This is a genomic window from Microbacterium pratiae, from assembly GCF_047302165.1.
Classification (GTDB): domain Bacteria; phylum Actinomycetota; class Actinomycetes; order Actinomycetales; family Microbacteriaceae; genus Microbacterium.
Genome location: NZ_CP154843.1, coordinates 514,920 through 531,566, shown reverse-complemented (window position 1 = coordinate 531,566; position 16,647 = coordinate 514,920). Strand labels below are relative to the sequence as shown.

Sequence of the window (16,647 nt, the reverse complement as noted above, 5' to 3'; positions counted from 1 at the left end):
CTGTCTGCGGGCCGCTCGGGTGCGGGCTGTGTGCCGTCAACAGGCTGTGCGCCCTGATCGTGGCCGGCCGGGCTCGGATCGAGCAGCTCAGCCTGTCGGCGGAGGGGCATACGCCCCCGCATGGCCTTCAGCCGCCGGCCGAGGGCTTCATGTCGTACGTGACCCACGCCGTGGCGCTGGCCACGCTGTCGTAGACGCGTCGCGCGGCGGCGTTGTCGGCCGCGGTGATCCAGCGGACCACGCTGGCGCCCTCGGCGTCGGCGACGGCTGCGGCCTCGCGCAGGAGTGCCGTCGCGACGCCGGCACCGCGCGCCTCGGGCGCGGTGAACAGATCGTCGAGGTACAGGCCGATCGTCGCGGAGGACGGTCTCGCGAATCGACGGAGGTTGGCGAGTCCGACGATGGCACCATCGAGGATCGCGACCAGGCCGGCGAGACCGTGCTGTCCCTGTGACACCCACTCCCACGTGCGACTCACGGCCGACGCATCATCCTCGAGCAGGTAGAAGGCTCGGTAGCCGGCGTACAGCGCCGACCACTTCGCTTCATCGGCAGCGGTGACTCGTCTGATCTCCAGCGTCATCCGCTCAGGCTACGGCCCCGGACCTTCTCGCCAGTGCCCGCTGCCTGCCTCATTCGCGCCGCGGTGCCGCGGACAGGCTTGATGTCGTCGGAGGGCGACCGGGGCGGCGGATACGGCCGCTCAGCCTGTTCGCGGCACGCGCGCACGCTTGCACGCGCCCACCGGTCAGCGAGTGGCGGCGAAGATCCCGCCGATGAAGGCGATGACCGGACCGATGGCGCCGACCGTGACGATCACCAGCACCACGACCACGGCCATCCACGGAACGCTCTTCTTCAGGCGCTGGCCCGGTGCGGCGACACCGGGCGGCGGGCGCAGCAGCCCCGAAGGCGGAGTGACGGGCAGGGCGGATGCCGCGCCGGCCGAGCCAGGCGCAGCCATTCCGGGTCCGCCGACTCCGGGTCCGCCGGCCACCGACGCCCCCGACCCCGCAGCCCCGACCGGCCCCGCAGCCCCGACCGGCCCCGCACCCCCGGCCGGCCCCGCAGGCCCGGCCGGCGCACCCGGAACGGGTGCTGCCGGCGCCGCGAGCCGGTCGTCGCGCCAGCGCTCCCACTGCGCGAACTTGTCGATCATCGCGGCCACCGCGCCGAACAGCCACGACCACGTCGCCGGGTCGAGGGTCGAGAAGTCGCGCTTGCCGTAGAAGAAGAGCCAGTCGTCGACGATCTCGACATCCAGTGCAGCAGCGTTGTCGACGAAGCGCGCCATGATGTCGGGCGTGAAGAGGTACAGCGCGTCGCGCTCGTACCCGCGCGGGCAGTACAGCCGGAAGTACTTGTCGAAGTCGCCCTCGAGGCTCAGGTGCTGGTCGCGGTCGAATGCGACCGGCAGGTTCGAGCCGAACAGTCCGTTGTTGCCGAGGGCGTCGAGCACGATGTGGGGCAGCGGCGTCGACAGGTGCACGGCGACGTAGCCCCACGTGTGCGTCTGCTGGTTCTTGCCCGACCCGGTCGTGTAGCGGTAGTTCGCGAACTCCACGAAACGCGGCTGGTCGCCGCGGACGAGGTTGGATGCCATCCGCCCCGACCCCTGCGAGAAGATCATGCCCGGCAGCGGGGGCTGGGGGCGCTGCGGCTCGAAGCTCATGCCGTTGGCCCGCGCGAACCGGTCGAGCCGGTACCAGACCGCGGCTTGCGCTGCGCGCTGTCGACGGATGAAGAACGGGATGAGCGCCGCGAGCGCGATGAGGATGACGAGGGGGATGACGCTCGTCAACGACAACACCGCACCCGAGCCCGACTGCGTCCCGATGGCGAACACCAGCCCGCCGACGATGGCCGACAGGACGCCGCCGAACACGAGCACGACGAAGGCGATGACGACGATCGCGATGACCACGCCGGCGGTGCCCGAACCGCCCGGAAGCCGGCCGCTGTCGGCCAGGTGCTTGCGGAAGGCCCGCGCGGTAGCCGGGGAGACCGGCTCGAGCAGGGGCCGCGGGTCGAACGGCACGGTCATCGATTCACCTCGTCTGCGCCCCAGGACAGGGATGCGTCGGCCGGCAGGGGCAGGGCTTCGAGCTCCGGAGAGCGGCAGATCGCGTTCACGAGCTCGCGCGAGCCCCCGACGACCGTCGAGTCGAAGTCGACTTCCGAGACCATGACCCACGCGCGGTCCGCGGGCCAGAGCAGGCTCGGGCTCTGCGACGTCGGCACGGCTCCCATCGCCTCGGCGGCGAGGTCGCGCCACGGCATCCGCAGCTCCCAGTCGTCGTCCGCGAACTCGCCGACAGCGCCGCGGAAGACGACGAAGGAGCGCTCCGGCAGTCTCAGCCGCGGCCCTTCCGAGATCTCGCGCGACAGGATGCCGTCTTGCCAGGCGGGCTTGCGGAAGACGCTGTTGAAGCGGTCCGAGAACGACGACCCGAGCATGCGGTTGTGGCGGGCCAGGGTGGCATCGTCGGGGTCGCCGATCTGGAAGACCGTGCGTGAGGGATGCCGTCCCATGCGGCCGAGCAGGCCGCCGCGGCCTTCCCAGAGGCCCGCGGCCACGTCATCCGGTGTCGACGTGTGCCTGATCAGCTCACGCGCGAGAACCGCCAGGTGGTGCGGGTCGAGATCGCCCATCCCGGGCGCGGCGAACCACCGGCCGTCGGGCGCGCTGCGCTGGTTCGAGCCGAACTCGGGCGAGCGCACGATCGAATCCCACTGCGCCAGCGGGTGCAGCGTCGTCCCGAACGCGTCGGCGGTCTCGGCCCACGTGGCGGGATCGGTGACGAGGTCTGCGGTGACCCGCTGCGACTCCTGCCACGGCATCTCGACCCATTCGTCGAACGGGGGGAGACGCTCGCCGCTCGCGCGCGACTGGACGGATGCCGGGTGCAGCACCCGCGCGTACGCCTCGAAGCCTCGCGGCACGACGTCGTGGAACGTCCCCCGCCACGGATCGTCGATGCGCTCGCGCAGCCATTCGCCGGTCGAGACGTCCGCGATCCACTCCATGCGCCCACGCTACCGGGGACCGGTCGGCGGGATCACTCGCGATCAGGTAAGCTGTTGTGGTTGTCCGACCTCGGTCGGGCACGTGCTACACACCCTCCTGCTTCCGGGAAACGCCCGGGAGCCGTTCTAGTCCGAAGGAGGTGGGTCAGTGACGCACACGTACCAGTACGAGCTCATGGTGATTCTCCAGCCCGAGATCGATGAGCGTCAGGTTGCTCCCAACCTTGACAAGTTCCTCAAGGTCATCACGAATGACGGCGGAACCATCGAGAATGTCGACATCTGGGGTCGTCGCCGTCTGGCGTACGAGATCCAGAAGAAGAACGAGGGCATCTACGCCGTCGTCAACTTCACCGCGACGAGCGAGACCACGCAGGAGCTCGACCGCCAGCTGAAGCTGAGCGAGTCGATCATGCGCACCAAGGTCCTGCGCGCCGAGGAGGCCATCGCACAGGTTGCCGCCGAGAAGGCGCGCTCCGAGGCGAAGGCCGCCCGCAAGGCTGCTGCCCCCGCTAAGGCTGCGAAGGCGTAAGGCTCATGGCCGGCGAGACCGTCATCACCGTCGTGGGCAACCTCACGGCAGACCCCGAGCTGCGTTACACGCAGAACGGCCTGCCGGTGGCGAACTTCACGATCGCCTCGACTCCTCGCACCTTCGACCGCCAGGCGAACGAGTGGAAGGACGGCGAAGCGCTGTTCCTCCGTGCGTCCGTGTGGCGCGACTTCGCCGAGCACGTGGCGGGTTCGCTGACCAAGGGCATGCGGGTCGTCGCGACCGGCCGCCTGCGTCAGCGCTCCTACCAGGACCGTGAAGGCCAGAACCGCACCGCTATCGAGCTGGAGGTCGACGAGATCGGCCCCTCGCTGCGCTATGCGACCGCTCAGGTCACGCGCGCCGCATCCGGCTCCGGTGGTGGTGGCGGCGGAAGCTTCGGCGGCGGTCAGCAGTCGCGCCCGCAGCAGCAGGTGCAGGAGGAGCCGTGGGCGACCCCGGGTTCTTCGGCTCCCGACGCGTGGAGCGCACCGGGTACCAGCGGCGCCTCCTACGGCGACGACACCCCGTTCTGAATCGGATTCCGGATGCTGCTCGCAGCGGCATCCGATCATCACTCTCGTAAGGAAAAACAATGGCTGGAAAGGCAACCGGCGACCGCCGCAAGCCGCGGAAGGGCGCGAAGAACGCGGCCCCCGCGAAGGCGATCCGCGTCGGCGTCATCGACTACAAGGACGTTTCGACGCTCCGCAAGTTCATCTCGGAGCGTGGGAAGATCCGCGCCCGTCGTATCACCGGTGTCTCGGTGCAGGAGCAGCGTCTGATCGCCAAGGCGATCAAGAACGCGCGCGAAATGGCGCTCCTGCCTTACGCCGGCGCTGGCCGGTAAGGAGCACCGACATGGCAAAGCTGATTCTCACGAACGAGGTCGCCGGGCTCGGAAGCGCCGGTGACGTCATCGAGGTCAAGAACGGGTACGCCCGTAACTACCTCGTCCCCCAGGGCTACGCCGTGGCCTGGACCCGCGGTGGCGAGAAGCAGGTGGCGTCCATCCGCGCCGCCCGCGAAGCCCGCGCGATCCACGACCACGAAGAGGCCGTGGCCCTCAAGAACAACCTCGAGTCGAACAAGGTCAAGCTGTCGGTCAAGGCCGGCGCTGAAGGCCGTCTGTTCGGTGCCGTCAAGCCCGCCGACGTGGCCGACGCCGTCAAGGCTGCCGGTCTGGGCGACCTCGACAAGCGCAAGATCCACATCACCTCGCCGATCAAGGCCGTGGGCGAGCACGAGGCGACGATTCGCCTCCGTGACGACCTCACTGCTGTGATCACCCTGCAGGTGGTCGCCGCCAAGTAATACCTGGCGCACCGTACGGATGCCGCGGACCTTTGGGTTCGCGGCATCCGTCGTTTCTGGGTGTGTGTCGGTGTTCGCGCGTGCGTGCCGCGGGCGCGGATGCAAGGGTTCTGACCTGACACCCCGGCGGTGGGTGCCGAGGGGCGGGGTGTCGGTGGTGATCTATTGCATCCCGGTGCGGCGCGGTGCCGGTGGGTGCATGTGTGCCGTGGGCGCGGATGCAAGGGTTCTGAGGTGACACCCCGGCGGTGGATGCCGAGGGGCGGGGTGTCGGTGGTGATCTATTGCATCCCGGCGCGCCGCGAAGCCGGTTTACCGATGCGCCCCGAAGGCGCGCCGGAGCGGATGCCGCAGGCCGAGGCCCGCGGCATCCGCTGTTTCCGGATATCGGGCTGCCGGGATCAGACGGTCGCGCGGCGGCGCAGCGCGACGAGCACGAGGCCCATCAGCGTGAGCGCGAGCGCTCCGATTCCGAGGGCAACCGGGGTCTCGCCACCGGTCTTGGCGAGCACCAGCGGCCGTGCCGACGATGCCGAAGCCGACGTGCCGACCACGGCCGTGCCGTTCACGCTCGACGTTGTCGAACCCGCCGGGGTTCCGCCGTTGTCACCGGTGCCGGGGGTCGTTCCCGGGTCGGTGCCGGGGTCGGTTCCCGGGTCGGTGCCGGGGTCGGTGCCGGGGTCGGTTCCCGGGTCGGTGCCGGGGTCGGTGCCGGGGTCAGTACCCGGGTCGGTTCCGGGGTCGGTGCCGGGTCCTGCCGGGGTGACGACCTCGGTGGTCGAGTCGCCGATCACAGAGATCGCGGTGCCGGTCAGCGAGATCGGGGCAGTGATCGGGAGCACCAGCTGGGTGCCGCCGAGGATGCTGTCCGAGCCGCTGGTCGACGCGCCGGGCGCGGTGCCCGTGGTGCCGCCGTTGCCGGTGGTGGTGTCGGTGGTGGCGTCTCCGATGACCGAGATGGCGGTGCCGGTGAGGTCGATCGGTGCGGTGACCGGTGCGACGACCTGGGTGCCGCCGAGGAGGCTGTCGGTGCCGTCGGTGGTTGCCTCGGGCGTGGTGCCCGTGGTGCCGTTACCGCCGTTGTTGCCACCGGTGGTGGTGTCGGTGGTGGCGTCTCCGATGACGGAGATGGCGGTGCCGGTGAGGTCGATCGGTGCCGTCACGGGTGCGAGCACCTGGGTGCCGCCGAGGATCCCGTCGGTGCCGTCGGTGGTTGCCTCGGGCGCGGTGCCCGTGGTGCCGTTACCGTTGCCGGTGGTGGTGGTGTCGCTGGTGGCGTCTCCGATGACCGAGACGGCGGTGCCGGTGAGGTCGATCGGTGCCGTCACGGGTGCGAGCACCTGGGTGCCGCCGAGGATCCCGTCGGTGCCGTCGGTGGTTGCCTCGGGCGCGGTGCCCGTGGTGCCGTTACCGTTGCCAGCGGTGGTGGTGTCGCTGGTGGCGTCTCCGATGACCGAGATGGCGGTGCCGGTCAGGTCGATCGGTGCTGTCACGGGTGCGACGACCTGGGTGCCGCCGAGGATGCCGTTGTTGCCGTCGGTGCTTGCCTCGGGCGTGGTGCCCGTGGTGCCGCCGCCGTTACCGCCGTTGCCACCGGCGGTGGTGTCGCTGGTGGCGTCTCCGATGACCGAGATGGCGGTGCCGGTGAGGTCGATCGGTGCCGTCACGGGTGCGAGCACCTGGGTGCCGCCGAGGATCCCATCAGTGCCATCGGTGGTTGCCTCGGGTGTGGTGCCCGTGGTGCCGCCGGCGTTACCGGTGGTGGTGTCGGTGGTGGCGTCTCCGATGACCGAGACGGCGGTGCCAGAGAGGTCGATCGGTGCCGTCACCGGCGCGACGACCTGGGTGCCCGAGGCGACGCCATCCGATCCGTCCGTTTCGGCGGCCGGTGCCGGGGCGGGCTGCTCCGGCGCAGGAGCCGATTCGGCCGATCCCTTGCCGCTGTCGGTCGACGACGTGCTGTCGCCGATGACGGAGACCGAGGTGCCTTCGACGGTCACGGGCACGGAGACGCTGATGAGCGCCTGCGACCCCGACCCGACGCCATCCGAGCCGCTCGTCGAGCCGCTCGGCGCCGGTGCCGACTCCGGTGCGCTCGAACCAGCCGTGGAGCTGTCCGCGTCACCGACGACGGCGATGGAGGTTCCGCTCACCGTGATCGGGGCGTCCACCGAGATGATGCCTTGGGTGCCCGAGAGCAGCCCGTCCTCTCCCGAGGTGTCGGCCGCGTAGGCGACCGACGCGCCGAGGATCGTGATCCCCCCGGCGAGGAGCGTGCCCCAGACGGCACGCGAGACGATGGTGTTCATGATTGTTCTCTCCTTGAGAATGACGAATGGATGGCGCGTAGCGCCGGTGGTCGTGCCGCGTGAATGCGGCCGGCCGTTCGTCAGTCAGGAGAGACGTCGGTGGGGTAGACGGGCGAGATCGGTCCCGTCGAGTTCGTGAGGCGCCCGCGGCGGCTGGCCGTCAGACCGGCTGCGGCGACGAACGCGAAGAGAGCTGCGGCGATGCCGCCCGCGGCGGCGGCCCCGCCGGCAGAGGCCGAGCCGGGGACGTTGGCGGGCAGGCCGGGCGTCGCGAAGCCGAGTGTGACGACGTGCCCCACGATGTCGGATGCCGCGCCGGTGGCGGCCGAGACGACGCCGGACGCGGGCGCGAGGGCGTTCGCCGACGCAGCCATCGCACCGAGAAGTCCCGACGGATCTCCGACCGGGGTCGACAGGGCCGCATCACGCAGAAGCCCGGCCGCAACGGAGGCGACCGCCTCGAGCGGCGAGTTCGTCGGGGTGCCCGGCTCGGTCCCGGCGCCGATGCCGGGAATGAGCGGAAGCCCCGGCTGCGAGCCACCCGGCAGGACGGCATCCGTGATCGGGATGATGACCGGAGACAGCGCGCCGGTGACGGGAGCGAGTGCATCGGAGATCGGCGTGATCGCCGAGACGACGGGCGACAAGGCTCCGTCGACGATGCCGAGGACGGGGTCGAGCGATCCGCCGACCACGTCGGTCACCGGCGTCAGCGAGCCGAGCGCCGGCGCGACAGCTTCGGTGACGGGAGCCGCGATATCGGACACCGTCGCGACGACGGGAGCCACGGTCTCGGCGATGGGCTCGACCACATCCGCGACCGGCTGAACCACCGCAGCGACGTTCTGGGCGACGGGCTCGACCACGTCGCGAACGACGGGTTCGACGATCGGTGCGACCACGGGGGGCGCGGTCTGCACGGCGGGAGCGACCGCCTGCACGACGGGCTCCGCGACGCGGGCCACAGGCTGGACGACCGTGTCGAGCACCGGAGCGACGACCTCGTCCACTGCCCGATCGACCGGGTCGGTCACGGCGGAGACGATGCCCTGCAGCGGTCCCGGCTCGTCGTCGGCCGCGTAGGTCGCGGGCGCGAACGCGAGGGAGAGCGCCGTCCAGGCGAAGGCGAGCCCGACGCCGGTGCCGAGAATCGGCACCCAACGCGGTCTGCGGCGGTGCTGGGCCATGACGAGCGATCACCTCCCCCAAGAGCGTCGTCATCGTTCGCACGGGAGAACCCGTGCCATCGGGTACTGCTTGGCGAAGAAACATACTCCTGTCCCGCGCGCCTGTCTAGGGGCCCGCTGAGTTCGTATTGAGCCCGCGCTGAGGGTTGTTCGCACGGGACACGGCGCCGACTTGACAAGGCGGTCGTTTTACACAAGTGAGTCCCCAGATGAACAACCTTCAAGTGACACTTCAACCACGATCTTCATCCACAGGTTGGGGAAACTCAAAGCCCAGGTCAGGACGACATTACTAAGAAAGTTTCCATGTATCCCCGGGCGTTTTCCACAGGACTTCTGCACAAGCGTCGCGGCGTTTCCCGCATCCTGTCCACAGAGTTATCCACAGGTCGGTTTGCGGGTGTCGGACGCCCTCCATACCGTGTACTCCGGCTCGGTCACAGGCCAGGATGCGGGGGTGCGGATGTCGATCGCGGACATCTCTGACGACAGGCTCGGTGGACGGCGCGAACCCGATCGCACCCCACCGCACGACATGCTCGCCGAGCAGAGCACGCTCGGTGGAATGCTGCTGTCGAAGGATGCCGTCGCCGACGTCATCGAGACCCTGCGGGGGACCGACTTCTACGTCCCCAAGCACGAGCTGATCTACGAGGCGCTGCTCTCGCTGTACTCCCACGGTGAGCCGACCGACGTCGTGGCCGTCACGGATGAGCTCATCAAGAACGGTGAGCTGCAGCGTGCCGGCGGTGCCGACTATCTGCACACCCTCACCTCGATCGTGCCGACCGCGGCGAACGCCGGCTACTACGCGACGATCGTCAACGAACGCGCACTGCTGCGCCGCCTCGTCGAGGCCGGCACCCGCATCGTGCAGATGGGCTACAACGGCCAGGGCGACGCGGTCGACCTCGTCAACAACGCGCAGGCCGAGATCTACTCGGTCACCGGTGCCGAGAAGGCCGAGGACTACGTCCCCCTCGAGGTCGCCGTCACCGCGGCCATCGACGACATCGAGGCCGCCCGTGGTCGCGACGGTCAGATGACCGGCATCCCGACCGGCTTCTCGGGGCTCGACCAGCTGACCAACGGCCTGCATCCCGGTCAGATGATCGTCGTCGCGGCGCGTCCCGCCATGGGTAAGTCGACACTCGCGCTCGACTTCGCTCGAGCCGCCGCGATCAAGAACGACTCGCCGACGATCTTCTTCTCCCTCGAGATGGGGCGCAGCGAGATCGCGATGCGCCTGATGAGTGCCGAGGGCGCCGTGCCGCTGCAGTCGATGCGCAAGGGAACCCTCGACTCACGCGACTGGACCACCGTTGCCGCGACGCGTGGCCGCATCAACGACGCGCCCCTCTACATCGACGACAGCCCCAACATGACGCTCGTCGAGATCCGCGCGAAGTGCCGCCGGCTCAAGCAGCGCGTGGGCCTCAAGATGGTCGTGATCGACTACCTGCAGCTGATGACCAGCGGTAAGCGCGTGGAATCGCGTCAGCAGGAGGTCTCGGAGTTCTCGCGTGCGCTCAAGCTGCTCGCGAAGGAGCTCCAGGTTCCCGTCATCGCGCTGTCGCAGCTGAACCGTGGCGCCGAGCAGCGCGCCGACAAGAAGCCGGCGATCAGCGACCTGCGTGAGTCGGGCTCGATCGAGCAGGACGCCGACATCGTCATCCTGCTTCACCGTGAGGCCGCGTATGAGAAAGACAGCCCCCGTGCCGGCGAGGCCGACCTGATCGTCGCCAAGCACCGTAATGGACCGACCGACACGGTGACGGTGGCGTTCCAGGGCCACTTCTCGCGCTTCACGGATATGGCCGTCGGGATGGACTGACGCAGCGGGATGCTGCACCCCGAACGTACGTCGATGTGCCTTTTGTAGCGCCCACCGAAAGCACTCACAATGTGGTTACGAACCATAAGTGAGGTATCAATCATGTTCGATGACACAAAGACCTCGTCCCCGATCGTCATCGAGGTCTGGGCCGACCTCGGTTGTCCTTGGTGCTACGTCGGGAAGCACCGACTGCAGCGTGCCATCAACTCGCGGCCCGATGCCGACCGGTTCCGGATCAGGCTCCGCTCCTTCGAGTTGAACCCGGACGCGCCGCGCGAACCCGAGACGATCGAGAGCGCCTTCATGCGCTCGCATGGCGGGAACGCAGATGTCGTCATGCAGGCCGAGAAGCGGATTCGGGCTCTCGCCCAGCGTGAGGGACTGCCCTTCGCTCTCGAGCGTTGGAACGCGAACACGTTCGCTTTCCATCGCGTAGCGCATTACGCCGACGAGGCGGGCGCGGGGCTCGCGTTCTTCTCGCGGGTGCAGGATCGCTTCTTCGCGGGCGAGATCAACCCCTTCGACACCGATGTGCTCATTCGGATCGCGGACGAGGTGGGCCTGTCGGCCGAGCGTGTCCGCGAGGTGGTATCGAGCGACGAGTACGCCGACGCGGTGCGGGCGGATGCTGAGGAAGGCCGTGCTCTCGGCATCCAGGGCGTTCCGTTCACCGTATTCGATCGCCGGTTCGCCGCTTCGGGTGCGCAGTCCGTCGAGGCCTACGCCCGAGTGCTCGACTCCGTCGTCGGAGATACGACTGAGGAAGCAGTATGAGCGGCGGCAACACCGAGAAGCCCGCGCTGCAGTTCGTGGGCGACGCCGATGCCGCGGCGTGCGATCCCGACGGTGACGCGTGCGCTCTTCCCACGGACGTGAGTCCGTGACCACCGTGGTCTCAGAACAGCGCTCAGCGTGCCTTTGCTCGCCCGACCCCGCTGGCCTCATGGTCGCGGCGGCTGGTGGCGACAGCCTCGTGGTGGGTTGCCGCCCACCCGGCCAGCGCCATGACGGCGTCGAGCAGCGACCGCCCCAGGTCGGTCAGCTCGTACTCCACGCGAGGCGGCACCTCGGGGTAGGCCGTCCGAGTGAGGAGTCCGTCGCGTTCGAGCGCCTTCAGCGTGACGGTCAGCATGCGCTGGGATATGCCCGGGATGCTCGCGTGCAGGTCTGAGTAGCGGAGCGGCTCGCCGCCCAGGGTGCTCACGACCAGCACCGACCACTTGTCGCCGATGCGATCGAGCACCTCTCGGATGAACGAGCTCTCTGCCGGCCAGGCCCTACAGGGGCCGCTGATCGTCCTCGCTGACGCCATGCTCTTTCCTCTCCTCCGCTCTGCATACCGTAAAACATGTTGCCACACTCCGCGTGCGTGACACTGAAAGGACCCGACAATGACCACCCTCCTCGTCCTCGGCGGTAGCGGCCGCACGGGCACCCATGTCCTGACGCAAGCAGTCAATCGCGGCTACCGCGTGCGGGCGCTCGTCCGGCAGCCCCTCGCGCTGAACGCACCCGCCGGTGTGGAGCTGATCGCCGGGACGCCGGCGAACATCGATGACCTGCGGCGGGCGGCGGACGGCGCCGAGGCGGTCGTCAGCGCGCTGAACAACTCTCGCGCGAGCGATAACCCATGGGCCAGATCGGTCAGCCCGCCGACGTTCATGACGGATGCGACGCGCGACACGCTCACGGTGATGGCAGAGAACGGCATCCGGCGAATAGCCGTCGCATCCACCATCGGCGCCGGTGACTCGTGGCGAACCCTCAACCCGATGTTCAAGGCAATGATCATGGCGTCCGGCATCCGTCGCGGCTACAACGACCACCATGGCGTCGACGCCGTGGTCCGCGCGTCAGACGCGGAGTGGATCCTGGCCCGATCCGTCGCCCTGACCGATGCGCCGCCGCGCGGACCGCTTCGGTCGGCGTTGGCCGGGAGCGAGAAGCCCGGGTCGCGAGTCAGCCGATCCGAGGTTGCGCGCTTCCTCGTGGACGCCATCGAGGACGACACGTGGCTCCATCGCGCGCCGATCATCTGGAACGACCCCGCCGGCGCCTCATGATCAGCAGGGAGGATCGGATACGTTCGTGCCGCGACCGCCGACGGTCTCCGTGGTCCCTCGACGGCGTTGCGGCCTCGGTTCTCGATGCGGATGCCGGTTTCCTCCTTGACGGCCGCCGGACACCCGCGCCCGACGATGTGACAGTGGCGTCCCAGGGCGATCTTTCGCGCTTCACGGATGTGGCGGTGGGGATGGACTGAACGATCGAGCGGCGACCACCGTCGCTGCCGAGCTGTGCGCGTTCCTCGAGGCGAAGTCGATCGGTCACGAGGAAGACGACCGCGACGACTCGTGACGCCGCCCCCCGGATTCGCGTGAGGGCTGCACACCGGGCGCCGATACGCTCTCGGTCATGACCGATCGTCTGCTGTATCTCGCGCGGACGCTGTCGCGCACCAAGCGCAAGGATTACGAGAACTACGTCCTCGGGGCGGTGTGGAACCGGCTCTCGTCAGAGACCCGCGAGCACATCAAGCCCGTGTCGCAGCAGACGGTTCGCGGGAGCGATGGGCGGCTGTTCTACCTCGACCTCTACTTTCCGCAGCTGAACATCGCGGTCGAATGCGATGAGCTTCACCACCTCCGTCAGAAGGATGATGACATCCTGCGCGAGAGCAACGTGCGGGCGGCTCTGGACCCTGTCGACGATCCGGACGTCTTCGCCACCATCTCCGCCATCTCCGCCGACGCCGGCTGTCGGATCCTGCGGGTCCCGGTTCCGGAGGCGCCGAAGGCGGCAGGCAAGGACGCGGCGGAATCCGCGCCCGTCCACACGCTCACCCTCGAGACCTTCGAAGCCGCCATCAACACGCAGGTGGCAGAGATCGAGACCGCTTCGCGAGAGGCGCGGGAGCGAAGCGATTTCGTGAGCTGGAACGAGCTGGACGCCCGCGACGAGCCGGAACGCTTCTACCGCGAGCGCACCGAGTTCGCGATGGAGGATGCCGTCGTCTTCTCGACCATCGGCGAGATCTGCAACGTTCTGCTCGGTGCCGGCTACTCCGCGGACCTCAACCGCACCCGCGGGTACTTCACACCGCGGTCGCTGGCAGCGACGCGGCGGTCGTCGAACGACCTGTCGGACGTCAAGCTCTGGTGCCCCTCCGAGGTGCGTGTCTCGGGAGCCCGAGCCGCATGGGGCAACACCCTCTCTCCCGATGGTCAGGAGTTGCGGGAGCACGACCGACGGAGCGACGCGGAGAAGACGAAGGCCGGACGATCCGCGGCAGATCATCCGCGAATCACCTTCCTCAAGGTCAAGGACCCCGTGACCGGCCGCAGCGGCTACCGCTTCGTCGGTCTGTTCCAGCCCCACTCCATAGACGGTGACGTGCGCGTCTACCGGCGCTCCGACACCCGCTTTCCCATCGTCGGGCGATGATCCGTCGGCATCACCGTCCGCTCCGCGTCAGCTCAACGCGGAGCGGGCCTCGCAGCCACGAGTGAAAGCAGGCTGCGCAGCCCCGCGTCGGTCCCGGGCCAGTGCTGCTCGATCGCGGCCATGCCCGCATGCCTCACCGCGAACCGGAGCGCGATTGCGACGATGATCGCGTCATCCGCGTAGCCGAGGACCGGGATGACGTCGGGGACGAGGCCGATCGGCGACAGCAGGCATCGGCTCACGAGCCCCAGCCTCGGGGCGTGCACCCTCCCACCATCTGCCTCCCCGGGCCATGCTTCGCAGGCCCCGCTCGAGGAAACGGTCGTAGGCGAGGGCGACCGCATCGATCGCGGCGCGGAGCGCGCGCAGGCCGGACCGTCAGGATCGCTTCGTGCACATAGCCTTAGTAGGCTAATTGTTCCTGCGAGAAGGAGGGCGTCAGCATGTTCGTGCTGTTCCTGGTTCTGTTCCTCGGTGGCATCTACCTGATGGGTGCCGCTTTCAACGTCGCCGAGTTCCCCGGCCTCGTCTTCACCGGAGGGCTGCTGGTCACCTCGGCGGCCGTCGGCATCCCGTTCCTGATCGCCGCCGTCGAGCACCGTGGTGAGGAGCGCAGCGACGGCAGCACGCGCTGAGGCATTCGCGGCGCGTGCTGCCGGTGGCTACCGGTGCGACTCGCTGACGACGCCGGCCGCGAGCCGTAGCCGTCTGCCGGCGCGCGCGGCGACGGCGGAATCGTGCGTGACGACGATCAGGGTGAGGCCCTCAGCATGCAGCGAGTCGAGCACTCGAAGGATGTCGTCGCGCATCGATTCGTCGAGGTTGCCGGTGGGCTCGTCGGCCAGGAGGACGCGCGGACGCTTCGCGATGGCTCGCGCGATCGCCACGCGTTGCTGCTGACCGCCGGAGAGCTCGCCGGGCAGGTGGTCGGCGCGTTCCGCGAGGCCGACGCGGGCGAGCGCTTCGGCCACCCGCGTCCGCCGTTCCTCGCGCGGCAGGCCGAGAGGCTCGAGCCCCATGTCGACGTTCTCCGCCGCGGTCAGTGTCGGGATGAGGTTGAAGCCCTGGAAGACGAAGCCGATGTCACGAGCACGGATGGCTCCGAGAGCGCGGTCGGATGCCGATGCGAGGTCGGCGTCACCGAGCTGCACGGTGCCGCTCGTGGGGCGATCGAGTGCTCCCAGCAGTTGCAGCAGAGTCGACTTGCCTCCGCCCGTCGGACCCTGGATCGTCACGAAATCGCCTGCTTCGATCTCGAGGTTCACGCCGGCGAGAGCGCGGACAGAGCGCCCGCCGCGGGAATACTCCTTCGTCACGTTCTCGATCCGGTAGCCGGCGGTCCGCGGCGGCGTCGTGATGGGGGTGTCGTTCATGGTCTCTCCTTCGGGTGAACGCGGGTCGTCGATGCTCATGCGACAGCTCGCAGGGCCTCGGCGGGCCTGAGTCGCGCGGCACGCCAGCCGCCGAGGATCCCGGCGACGAGGCCGCCAGCCAGGGCCAGCGCGAGCGCGAGCAGCACGATCGACGGAGTGATCGGCGCCGTCAGCACGATGTCTCCTGCGACCGTCGCCTGCTCCGACATCGGCCCGGGGCCGCCCATTCCGCCCGGAAAGCCCGCCGTCTCTGCGGGGGCCGATTCGGCGGCTACGGAGATGGTGGGCGCGATGGCGGTGATGAGGAGTGCGCCGACGAGGCCCACCACGGTGCCGATGACACCGCCGATCGCACCCTGGACGAGCGACTCGCCGGCGACCTGTCCGACGACGCGACGGTTGGGCCATCCGATCGCCTTCAGCGTCCCGATCTCCCGGGTGCGACGCGAGACTCCGGAGATCGTGAAGAGGACCGCGAGGGCGACGGCGACGACGAGCAGGATGACCGAGAGCCACGTACCGAGCCCGGAGATGAGGGCGCTGGCGCTCGACAGGGAGGACGACACGCTCGAAGCCAGCTCCGACTGCGAATTGACGGTCGCGTCCGGCAGTTCGGACTCCAATGCGGTCTTCACCGCCTCGATCGAGTCCGCGGACTCCGCTTGGACGTAGACCGTCGAGACGACATCCCCCGCACCGGAGATCTCCTGCGCCGTCGTCAGAGGCAGGTACACGTCGGCCGCGGTGTCGGCATCGGCGGTGGCGGATGCGACGACGCCCACGATCTCGACACCCGTGCCGCCCACGTCGATCGTGTCTCCGACCGCCAGGTTCTCGCTGGTGGCGTAGGTGGCATCGACGAGGGCCCGCGTCTCGCCGTCATCGGATGCTGCCAGGGCTCGGCCGTCGGTGACCTCGACGGCCGACAGGGGGCCGATGCCCGATGAGTCGGCGGATACGCCGAGAACGGTGAAGGAATCGATGTCGAACGAGCCGCCGCCGAAGCCCCCGCCGGGCCCGCCCTGACCCTCGCCGGGAACGGGCTGCTGCGCCGAGGCTTCGCCGTCGCCCTGAACGTCGTCCGCAACGCCGTCGCTCGGAGCCTGCGGCAGCTCCCCGTCGAAGTTCGTGTTGGTGAGGCTCAGCGCGCCGGCGGCCGCCGCGACGCCCTCGGTTCCCGCAACGGCGTCGACCGTGCTGCCGTCGAGGGTGCCGCGCCGGAAGTCGGTCATCAGCCTCGACTGACTCAGGTTCGTGGCCCCGTCCTCGTCGGTCTGCGCGTCACCGCCGCCGAACTCGAAGCTCGGTCCGCCGCCCTGCCCCGGTTGCGATTCGGAACCGGAGACGGTCAGGTCGGTCCCGACCCCGTACACGCCTGCGAGGGCCGCCGACTGAGCGTCCTTCACGCCTGCTGCGAGGGCGTTGACGATGATGACCAGCGCGATCGCGATCGCGAGGCCGGCTGCGACGATGGCGGTCTGCTTCTTTCGGCCGGACAGCTCCCGGCGCAGATAAGTCAGGTACATGGGCTCTCCTTCGGGGCGCACGGAGCGCCGACGAACGAGAAACTAAGCGGCCCGCCGATGACGAGCGTTGGCTTTTCTTATCTACGACTTATGTAACA

18 protein-coding genes are annotated in these 16,647 nt (G+C 69.0%); 9 read left to right on the top strand and 9 right to left on the bottom strand.

Going from position 1 to position 16,647, the window contains the following annotated elements; genetic code table 11:
• Positions 1-127 precede the first annotated feature (127 nt).
• From AA0Y20_RS02505 to AA0Y20_RS02495, 3 genes are all read right to left on the bottom strand, one after another.
• On the bottom strand, positions 128-583 hold the full coding sequence (locus AA0Y20_RS02505) for an N-acetyltransferase family protein (protein WP_412937188.1): 456 nt from the start codon (positions 581-583) through the stop codon (positions 128-130).
• Between the two features lie 165 nt (positions 584-748).
• On the bottom strand, positions 749-2,044 hold the full coding sequence (locus AA0Y20_RS02500; RefSeq protein WP_412937186.1) for a hypothetical protein: 1,296 nt from the start codon (positions 2,042-2,044) through the stop codon (positions 749-751).
• On the bottom strand, positions 2,041-3,027 hold the full coding sequence (locus AA0Y20_RS02495; RefSeq protein WP_412937185.1) for a hypothetical protein: 987 nt from the start codon (positions 3,025-3,027) through the stop codon (positions 2,041-2,043). The genes AA0Y20_RS02500 and AA0Y20_RS02495 overlap by 4 nt, the downstream gene beginning before the upstream one ends.
• A 175-nt stretch (positions 3,028-3,202) precedes the next feature.
• On the opposite strand from AA0Y20_RS02495, the gene rpsF reads away from it, so the two are divergent.
• From rpsF to rplI, 4 genes are read left to right on the top strand one after another with little or no spacing between them, the layout of a single operon-like run.
• Positions 3,203-3,559, top strand: a complete 357-nt coding sequence (gene rpsF, locus AA0Y20_RS02490) for a 30S ribosomal protein S6 (RefSeq protein WP_210007747.1) — start codon at positions 3,203-3,205, stop codon at positions 3,557-3,559.
• A gap of 5 nt (positions 3,560-3,564) precedes the next feature.
• The gene (locus tag AA0Y20_RS02485) at positions 3,565-4,095 is read left to right on the top strand and encodes a single-stranded DNA-binding protein (protein ID WP_023953543.1); all 531 of its coding nucleotides are present in this window, start codon (positions 3,565-3,567) and stop codon (positions 4,093-4,095) included.
• Positions 4,096-4,154: 59 nt separating this feature from the next.
• The gene (gene rpsR / locus AA0Y20_RS02480; protein WP_023953545.1) at positions 4,155-4,409 is read left to right on the top strand and encodes a 30S ribosomal protein S18; all 255 of its coding nucleotides are present in this window, start codon (positions 4,155-4,157) and stop codon (positions 4,407-4,409) included.
• 11 nt (positions 4,410-4,420) lie between these two features.
• Positions 4,421-4,873, top strand: coding sequence for a 50S ribosomal protein L9 (gene rplI / locus AA0Y20_RS02475; protein WP_412937183.1), 453 nt, complete (start codon positions 4,421-4,423; stop codon positions 4,871-4,873).
• 401 nt (positions 4,874-5,274) lie between these two features.
• On the opposite strand, the gene AA0Y20_RS02470 is transcribed toward rplI, so the two are convergent.
• Positions 5,275-7,182 (bottom strand): beta strand repeat-containing protein, encoded by a 1,908-nt coding sequence (locus tag AA0Y20_RS02470; protein WP_412937182.1) that lies wholly within the window; start codon positions 7,180-7,182, stop codon positions 5,275-5,277.
• A gap of 80 nt (positions 7,183-7,262) precedes the next feature.
• On the bottom strand, positions 7,263-8,339 hold the full coding sequence (locus tag AA0Y20_RS02465; protein ID WP_412937181.1) for a hypothetical protein: 1,077 nt from the start codon (positions 8,337-8,339) through the stop codon (positions 7,263-7,265).
• A gap of 493 nt (positions 8,340-8,832) precedes the next feature.
• Here AA0Y20_RS02465 and dnaB point away from each other — a divergent pair, with 493 nt between their 5' ends.
• Together dnaB and AA0Y20_RS02455 are read left to right on the top strand one after the other, a co-directional pair.
• Positions 8,833-10,203: a replicative DNA helicase gene (gene dnaB, locus AA0Y20_RS02460; protein WP_412939687.1), complete on the top strand. Its 1,371-nt coding sequence runs from the start codon at positions 8,833-8,835 to the stop codon at positions 10,201-10,203.
• Positions 10,204-10,305: 102 nt separating this feature from the next.
• Positions 10,306-10,980 carry a DsbA family oxidoreductase gene (locus AA0Y20_RS02455; protein ID WP_412937180.1) on the top strand — a complete coding sequence of 225 codons (675 nt, stop codon included), beginning with the start codon at positions 10,306-10,308 and terminating at the stop codon, positions 10,978-10,980.
• Positions 10,981-11,113: 133 nt separating this feature from the next.
• Here AA0Y20_RS02455 and AA0Y20_RS02450 read toward each other — a convergent pair whose 3' ends face one another.
• Complete coding sequence (locus AA0Y20_RS02450; protein WP_413331924.1) at positions 11,114-11,449, bottom strand: winged helix-turn-helix transcriptional regulator; 336 nt, start codon at positions 11,447-11,449, stop codon at positions 11,114-11,116.
• Between the two features lie 148 nt (positions 11,450-11,597).
• Between AA0Y20_RS02450 and AA0Y20_RS02445 the strand changes: the two genes are divergently transcribed.
• Positions 11,598-12,269 carry an NAD(P)-dependent oxidoreductase gene (locus AA0Y20_RS02445; RefSeq protein ID WP_412937176.1) on the top strand — a complete coding sequence of 224 codons (672 nt, stop codon included), beginning with the start codon at positions 11,598-11,600 and terminating at the stop codon, positions 12,267-12,269.
• A gap of 352 nt (positions 12,270-12,621) precedes the next feature.
• Positions 12,622-13,650, top strand: a complete 1,029-nt coding sequence (locus AA0Y20_RS02440) for an AbaSI family restriction endonuclease (RefSeq protein ID WP_412937174.1) — start codon at positions 12,622-12,624, stop codon at positions 13,648-13,650.
• A gap of 32 nt (positions 13,651-13,682) precedes the next feature.
• Here the strand turns inward: AA0Y20_RS02440 and AA0Y20_RS02435 are convergent, their stop codons facing one another.
• Positions 13,683-13,892, bottom strand: coding sequence for a YkvA family protein (locus tag AA0Y20_RS02435; protein ID WP_412937172.1), 210 nt, complete (start codon positions 13,890-13,892; stop codon positions 13,683-13,685).
• 201 nt (positions 13,893-14,093) lie between these two features.
• On the opposite strand from AA0Y20_RS02435, the gene AA0Y20_RS02430 reads away from it, so the two are divergent.
• Positions 14,094-14,285 carry a hypothetical protein gene (locus AA0Y20_RS02430; protein ID WP_064955809.1) on the top strand — a complete coding sequence of 64 codons (192 nt, stop codon included), beginning with the start codon at positions 14,094-14,096 and terminating at the stop codon, positions 14,283-14,285.
• A 27-nt stretch (positions 14,286-14,312) separates the two neighbouring features.
• Here AA0Y20_RS02430 and AA0Y20_RS02425 read toward each other — a convergent pair whose 3' ends face one another.
• Positions 14,313-15,023 carry an ABC transporter ATP-binding protein gene (locus AA0Y20_RS02425; RefSeq protein ID WP_412937170.1) on the bottom strand — a complete coding sequence of 237 codons (711 nt, stop codon included), beginning with the start codon at positions 15,021-15,023 and terminating at the stop codon, positions 14,313-14,315.
• A 35-nt stretch (positions 15,024-15,058) separates the two neighbouring features.
• Positions 15,059-16,549 carry an ABC transporter permease gene (locus AA0Y20_RS02420; protein WP_412937168.1) on the bottom strand — a complete coding sequence of 497 codons (1,491 nt, stop codon included), beginning with the start codon at positions 16,547-16,549 and terminating at the stop codon, positions 15,059-15,061.
• Between the last annotated feature and the right edge of the window lie 98 nt (positions 16,550-16,647).